Origin of the sequence: Falsiroseomonas oryziterrae, from assembly GCF_021864505.1 — a bacterium.
Taxonomy (GTDB): Bacteria; Pseudomonadota; Alphaproteobacteria; order Acetobacterales; family Acetobacteraceae; genus Falsiroseomonas; species Falsiroseomonas oryziterrae.
Genome location: NZ_JAKJIB010000201.1, coordinates 1 through 7,305, shown reverse-complemented (window position 1 = coordinate 7,305; position 7,305 = coordinate 1). Strand labels below are relative to the sequence as shown.

Below are 7,305 nucleotides of genomic sequence, written 5' to 3'. Positions count from 1 at the left end.
CATCGCCCAGCGCGCCGGCGCGGATCCGCACCGGCGCCAGCTCCGCGGCCGAGGCGTGGCCCGCCAGCGCGATGCGCCGCCGCCCGATCCACAGCACCGGCTGCATCGGCGCGCCCTCGCCCGCCACCGTCGCCACCAGGTCGCCCGGCCGCAGCCGCTCCACCTCCACCTCGCCGCGCGCGGTCAGGATGCGCGTGCCCGCGGCGAAACACACCGGCAGCGTGCCTGTCCCGCCGGTCCCGAGGATGGTCGAGATGGAGACCAGGTTGCCGCTGGCGTCGCGGATCGACTCGAAGTTCAGCGCGCGGCCGGTGCCGCCGCCGGAGGTCGTGTAGGTGAAGTCGGCCGCCACGCCGGTGATCGTCACCGTGCCGTCGAAGGTGAAGCCGAGCGCGTCGGTATCGTTGCCACCGTCAAGCAGGTTGTTCGTCGTCGCGCCGATGTTGATGTTGTCGCTGCCGCCGCCGCCGCTCAGCGTCACCGCGCCGCCGGCGAAGCTGATCGTGTCGTTGCCGAGGCCGCCGATCACGCCCTCGAGGCCGTCGAACGCATCGGTGCCGCCGCGGCCATCCGTGCCGCCCGTGGCGGTCACGTTGATGCCCTGGCCGGCGATGTTGTCCGTGTAGCTGGCGAAGTCGTTGCCGCCACCGCCGATCAGGCTGTCGGCGCCCGCGCCACCCGCCAGCGTGTCGGCGCCGATGCCGCCGTCCAGCGTGTCGTTGCCACTGCCGCCGATCAGCAGGTCGTCGCCGCCCTCGCCGGCGAGGAAGCGGGCTTGCGACCCGCCCGACGCGATGCTGAGCGTGTCGTTTCCGCCGCCGCCGAGGATCGTGCCGAAGGAGCCCGTGGTCGCGGCCACCCCGATGAAGTCGCCGAAGTTGGACCCCCGGAGAACCTCGATGTCGCCGGCGTTCAGGGCATCGCCTGCCGCGTCGCCGCCCTCGCCAGTCAGGGCGAAGTTGAACTGCACGGCGTCGGGCGACCCGCTGTAGTCCACCGTGTCCGCGTCGCCGCCGCCCGAGAGCGAGTCGCTGCCCGCGCCGCCCACGAGGAGGTCGTTGTTGCCGCCGCCGCCGAGCGTGTCGTTCCCGCTGCCGCCCTGCAGCGTGTCGTTCCCCAGGCTGCCGACCAGGGAGTCGTCGTTCCCCTCACCGAAGAGCCGGTCGTCGCCGCCACCGCCGAGCAGCGTGTCGTTGCCGTCCGCTCCGCCGACCGCCGTGTTCGCGCCGCTGCCGCCGAACAGGATGTCGTTGTCGGCGCCGCCGTTGAGCGAATCGGCGCCGTCCAGGCCTGCCAGCGTATCGCTGCCCGCACCGCCATCGAGCGTGTTGCCCGTGGGCTCGCCGGTCAGGCTGTCGTTGCCGCTGCCGCCGATCAGCACCTCGAAGCCGCCGATCGTGTCGTCCTGGGCTTCGCCGCCCGTGTGGCCGGTCGTGTTGCCGAGGTTGACCGACACGCCGACGGTGTCGTTGGCATAGGACAGCACGTCGGTCCCGCTGGCGCCGAAAAGAAAATCGGCCCCCGCACCGCCGACGATGGTGTCGTCGCCGGCATTGCCGTTGATCGTGTCGTTGCCCGCGCCGCCGACGAGGGACTCGGCGCCGCCGTTCCCGTTGAGGCTGTCGTTCCCCGCGCCCCCATCCATCGTGTAGGCGACGCCGGGCACGCCGCCGACGATCAGGTCGCCGTCGTCGCCGCCGAGGAGGGGGCCGCTGCCGATGCCGAGGATCGTGTCGTTGCCCGCCCCGCCATCGACGGTGCTGGCGCCGATGCCACCCTCGATGCTGTCGGCGCCAGCGCCGCCGAGGACGCTGTCGGCGCCGTCGCCAGACCGGATGGTGTCGTTGTCCGCGCCGCCATCGATCGTGTCGTCGCCGCTGCCGCCGACCAGGCTGTCGGCACCGGCGCCACCGAGCAGCAGGTCGTTCCCGCTGCCGCCCGTCACCCTGTCGTCGCCCCCGTTACCCGCCAGGGTGACGTTCGCGGTCGCAGGGCCAAGGGCAAGCGTGTCGTTGCCTTCGGAGCCGATCACCGCCTCGAAGTCACCGGCCAGGGTATCGACGCCGATCTCGTTGCCCGTGCTGACGAGGGCGTTGCTGAGGCCCAGCAGCACCGGGCCGCTGTTCGCGAAGGAGAGCGTGTCGGCGCCGGCGCCACCGACCAGGCTGTCGTCGCCGCTGGCGCCGATCAGCAGGTCGTCGCCGCCCGCGCCGGAGAGCGTGTCGTTGTCCGCGCCACCGTCGATCGTGTCGGCCGCGCTGCCGCCGACCAGGCTGTCGGCGCCCGCGCCGCCGAGCAGCAGGTTGTCGCCCGTGCCGCCGAGCAGCCGGTCGTCGCCCTCGCCGCCGTCGAGCCTGTCGTTCCCCCCGCCGCCATCGAGCAGGTTGCCGATGCTGTCCCCGGTGAGCGTGTCGCCAAGCGCGCCACCCACCAGGTTCTCGATGCCCTGCAGCGTGTCGCCCGCCGCATCGCCCAACAGCCCCAGGCCGGTCGCCAGGTTCACGTTGACCGCGGCGCCCTCGTTGTAGAACGCCGTGTCGTTGCCCGCGCCGCCGATCAGCAGGTCGCCGAGGCCCCTGCCCGACAGCTGATCATCGCCGGCGCCGCCATCCAGCGTGTTGGCGTTGCCATCGCCGATCAGGGTGTCGGCGCCGCGGCCGCCGAGAACCGCCTCGAAGCCCGAGAAGCTGTCGCCCGCCGCATGCCCGCCCGAGGCGGCGCCGGTGCCGAGGTTGACCGAAACGCCCGTCGTGTCGCTGCTGTAGCTCAGCAGGTCGTTCCCGCCGGCGCCGACCAGGCTGTCGGCGCCGCCGGCACCCTCGATGGTGTTGGCGCCGTCGTTGCCGATCAGGGTGTCGGCGCCGCTGCCGCCGAGAACCGCCTCGAAGCCCGCGATGCTGTCGCCCAGCGCGTGGCTGTTCGGGTTGCCGGATGCGGAGTTGGAGGCGAGGTTGATCGAGACGCCCGCGCTGTCGGTGCGATAGCTGAGCAGGTCGTTCCCCAGCCCGCCGTCGAGCCTGTCGCCGCCATCGCCACCCTCGAGGGTATTCGACCCGCCGTCGCCGATCAGCGTGTCGGCGCCGTTGCCGCCGCGAACCGCCTCGAAGCCCGAGATGACGTCGCCCTGCGCCTCGCCGCCAGACGCCGTGCTGGCGCCCAGGTTGACCGAGACGCCCGTGTTGTCGCTGGAGTAGTTCAGCAGGTCGTCGCCGGCGCCGCCGAACAGGCTGTCGGCGCCCGGACCGCCGCTGATCGTGTCGCCTTCGTTGCCGCCAGAAATCGAATCGTTGCCGTCGTTGCCGAAGAGGCTGTCCCTGCCGCCGCCGCCGAAGATCGTATCGTTGCCGCCGGCGCCGCTCAGGGTATCGGCGTCGTCAACGTCATTGGCGGCCGGGTCCACGTCGGCGCCGGCGGCGCCCAGCAACGTGTCGGCGCCAGGGCCACCGGTGAGATTGCTTGGGAGGTTACCGCCAGTTTGAGACATCGTTAAGCTCTTCCGACCCGGCGCTCGAAACGGATGCAGCCGGCGCGTCTGCCGGACGTGAAGAAGGCACGCGGACGCGGCGAGGAGCCTGCTCCCCGACCCGCGAAGGCATCGCCGACGACGACGATCGAAACCCGACCGCGAAGGCCGCTCAGGCTATGGCCGCCGTTGTCGACGGCGGCGGCTGGACCCGCGATGGCGCCGGATGCGCCCTGGATCGTGCCGGCGCCCGTGCCGATGAAGGTGCTCGGGCCACCCCCCCCGATGAAGCTCCGCCCCATGCACCATCTCCGTCGCCGGGCCGGGCACGACGCGACCGGCCCCGGCGAGGCGACGTTACTCTCGCGCAACCGGCGGGGGAACATCCTGATAACGGCGCCGCGAGCGCCGGGCGGAACCTTTCGCGCATTCGCGTCAGCCGTGCGGCAGCAAAGCCACACCCGCTCCGCCACGCCGCGCCGCCGCCGGGGCGCATCCGCCCCGGCGCCGTCACGCGCGTCTCACACCCGCATCGGCATCAGCACGTACAGCGCCTCCGGCTTCGCGCTGTCCATGACGATGGTCGGCGCCGAGCCGTCGGCGAAGCGGAACACCACCTTCTCGGCGATCTGGTCGGTAATGTCGTTCAGGTAGCGCGCCTGGAAGCCGATCTCGAGCGGGCTCGAGGCATAGCTCACCACCTCCCCGTCCAGCTCCTCCTGCGCCTGGCCCAGTTCCGGGCTCGTCGCCGACAGCAGAAGATGATTGCGGTCCACGCTGAGCTTCACCGGACGCGACCGCTCGCTGCTGATGCCGGCCACGCGCGCCACCGCCTGCGCGAAGACGTCCTTCGACACCTCCAGCACCTTGTCGTTGCCGCGCGGGATCACGCGCTCATATTCGGGGAAGGTGCCGTCGATCAGCTTCGAGGTCAGCTGCACCGGCCCGAGCGTGAAGCGGATCTTGGTGTCGGACAGCGCGACGGCGATCTCGTCCTGCACCTCCTCCGCCAGCTTGCGCAGCTCGTTGATCGTCTTGCGCGGGATGATCACGCCCGGCATGCCGGCCGCACCCTCGGGCAGCGGCTCCTCGACTCGCGCCAGGCGGTGGCCGTCGGTCGCCACCGCGCGCAGCACCTTCGCACCGCCCGATTCGGCCGCGTGGAAGTAGATGCCGTTCAGGTAGTAGCGCGTCTCCTCCGTGCTGATGGCGAAGCGCGTGCGGTCGATCAGCTCGCGCAGCTGCCCGGCGGGCAGGGCGAATTTGTGCGGCAGCTTGCCCTCGGTCATCGAGGGGAAATCGTCCACCGGCAGCACCGCCAGCTTGGCGTCGAAGCGGCCCGCACGCAGCGTCAGCTGCGCGTCGCCGCCCGGATGGTCCAGCTCGAGCTTCGCCGTCTCCGGCAGCTTGCGGACGATCTCATACAGCGTCGCGGCCGGCGCGGTGGTGCGGCCCTGGCGCGTCACGGTGACGCCGGGCACTTCCTCGACCACCGCGATCTCCATGTCGGTCGCGGTCAGCTTCAGGCCGCTCTCGCGCGCCTCCAGCATGACGTTCGCCAGGATCGGGATGGTGTTCCGCCGCTCCACCACGCTCTGCACATGGGCGAGCGCCTTGAGCAGCACGGCCCTGTCCACGGAGAACTTCATCGCACGGCTTCCCGACGCTGGGCCCGGCGCCGCGGGGGTCTTGGCCCCGCCGCGTTCCAGGGTCCCGTTGGCCCCCACCCGCTTCCGCGGGGTTGGCCACCTTACCAGCCGCGACTCGGGAGTTGAAGGCGGGGTCGCGGCCGGTCCGACGGCTTAAGGATCGAGCTGCGGCCGGCGACAGCCGGCCGAGGCCGGCGCCGGCGATTGAGGGGCCGAGGTGAAACCTTCGGCCGTCCGATATCAGAGCGCCGGGAAGGGCTCCCCGGTCTCCATCCGCATCTGCAGCTTCGCGATGGCGTTCCAGCCGCGCTCGTATTGCGGCGGGCAGCGGACCGCCTCCGCCCGGCCCAGCGCCGCGGCGGCGCGCACCGGCCAATAGGGGTCGCGCAGCACGGCGCGCGCCAGCAGCACCATGTCGGCACGCCCTTCCGCCACGATGGCCTGCGCCTGCTCGGGCTCGGTGATCATCCCGACCGCGGCCGTCGCGATGCCCGCCCCCGCGCGCACCGCCGCCGCCCCCGGCACCTGGTAGCCCGGACCCACCGGGATCACCTGCCGCCGCGGATCGATCCCGCCGGAGGAGCAATCCACCAGGTCCACCCCCGCGGCCTTGGCGCGGCGGGCGAGCTCCACCGTCTCCTCCGTCGTCCAGCCGCCCTCCACCCAGTCGGTGTGGGAGACGCGCAGCCAGAGCGGCATGTCGTCCGGGATCGCGGCGCGTACCGCGCGCACGACCTCGAGCGTCAGCCGCGCGCGGCCCTCGAAGTCGCCGCCCCAGCGGTCGTTGCGCCGGTTCGACAGCGGCGAGAGGAACTGGTGCAGCAGATAGCCATGCGCGCCATGCACCTCGATCACGCGGTAGCCGGCGCGCACCGCGCGCGCGGCGCAGGCGGCGAACAGCGCCGGGATCTCCGCCACCTCCGCATCCGCCATCGCGCGCGGCGCGGCGAAATGCCCCATCGGGATGTCGGAGGCCGAGCGGATCTCCCAGCCCGGCGCCGCCGGCGCGTCCTTCCAGCCGACGTCGCGGCTGCCCTTGCGGCCGGCATGGCCGATCTGGATCGCCGGCACCGCCCCGGCATGCGCGATGGCGGCGGCGAGCCGCGCATGGCCCGCGACCTGCGCCTCCTCCCACAGGCCGAGGTCGCCCGGCGTGATGCGGCCCTCGGCGGTGACCGCGGTCGCCTCCGCCATCACCAGCGCCGCGCCCCCGATCGCGCGCTGCAGCAGGTGGGCGAGGTGCCAGTCGGTCGGCCTGCCGTCGTCCGCGGCGCAGTACATGCACATCGGCGAGACGCCGATGCGGTTGGCGAAGGTCACGCCGCGCTGCGTCAGCGGCTGGAACAGATCGGCCATATGGAGGTCCTCAAGCGGCGGAGGCGCGGCTCACGGTCGTCGCCCCGGCGGGCGGCAAGGTGCCTTCCACCTCCTCGAATGTCACTCCCGCGACCAGGGCGGAAGCCGTCCCAGCCGGCTTTCCATCACCACGACGATCGGCATGCGGCCCGGCGGCGCCGGCCGCAGCCGCCCCGACGCATCCGCCGGGAAGCGCGTGATGGCCACGGCGTCGCCGACATTGCCGCCGACCGCCTCGACCACGCCAGACCCGCTGCGCACGACGATGTCGCAATGCATCGGGCGCGGCACGCCCGTCTCGGCCAGCCGCTCCGTCCAGTGGCGCAGCGGCGCGCGCGAGCGGTCGAGGCACACCAGGTCGCCTGGCCGCGGCGCATGCTCGGCCGGCGCGCGCGGCAGGAAGGGCGCGCGGTCCGGGAAGGCGCGGGCATCCGCGATCAGCCCGTCGAGGTAGAACGCATGGGTGGCGCTCGGCGGGAACTCGCGCGCATCCACGCCCGCGGCGCCGAACACCCAGGAGATGAAGGCGGCCGACCACAGCGGCTCCGCCCAGAGCGCCGCACCCTCGGCCTGGCCGGCCAGCGCGGCGGCGTAGCGGCGCCGGTTGTCGGCGATCGCGCCGTGATCCACAGGCACCGCGCGCCAATAGGCCAGCACGCGCGGGAAATTGGCCGGGTCGCGTTCCGGGCTCGCCTCGTCCCAGTCGGCATCGGCCCAGGCGGCATTGGCCTCGCGCACGATGCCGCCCCAGTCGCGCCATTCCGCCAGCGCGATGCGCAGCACGCGCTCCGCCGCGGCAGGCGGATAGGACAGCGGCGGCGCGATGGGCGCGGGGGC

4 protein-coding genes are annotated in these 7,305 nt (G+C 72.9%); all 4 read right to left on the bottom strand.

What is annotated here, in order from left to right; all coding sequences use genetic code 11:
• The coding region (locus L2I40_RS15340) for a Hint domain-containing protein (RefSeq protein WP_237216077.1) at positions 1 to 3,424 on the bottom strand (3,424 nt) is incomplete at its 3' end.
• A 560-nt stretch (positions 3,425 to 3,984) separates the two neighbouring features.
• Positions 3,985 to 5,112 (bottom strand): DNA polymerase III subunit beta, encoded by a 1,128-nt coding sequence (gene dnaN, locus L2I40_RS15335; protein WP_237216076.1) that lies wholly within the window; start codon positions 5,110 to 5,112, stop codon positions 3,985 to 3,987.
• A 240-nt stretch (positions 5,113 to 5,352) separates the two neighbouring features.
• Positions 5,353 to 6,468 (bottom strand): NADH:flavin oxidoreductase/NADH oxidase, encoded by a 1,116-nt coding sequence (locus tag L2I40_RS15330; RefSeq protein ID WP_237216075.1) that lies wholly within the window; start codon positions 6,466 to 6,468, stop codon positions 5,353 to 5,355.
• A gap of 81 nt (positions 6,469 to 6,549) precedes the next feature.
• Positions 6,550 to 7,305: DUF2272 domain-containing protein (locus L2I40_RS15325; protein WP_237216074.1), on the bottom strand; the 756-nt coding region annotated here is incomplete at its 5' end.

What these genes read in the sequence shown, in the direction of transcription:
- dnaN (WP_237216076.1), bottom strand. Translation starts at nt 5,112, where the DNA reads ATGAAGTTCTCCGTGGACAGGGCCGTGCTGCTCAAGGCGCTCGCCCAT.
- L2I40_RS15330 (WP_237216075.1), bottom strand. Translation starts at nt 6,468, where the DNA reads ATGGCCGATCTGTTCCAGCCGCTGACGCAGCGCGGCGTGACCTTCGCC.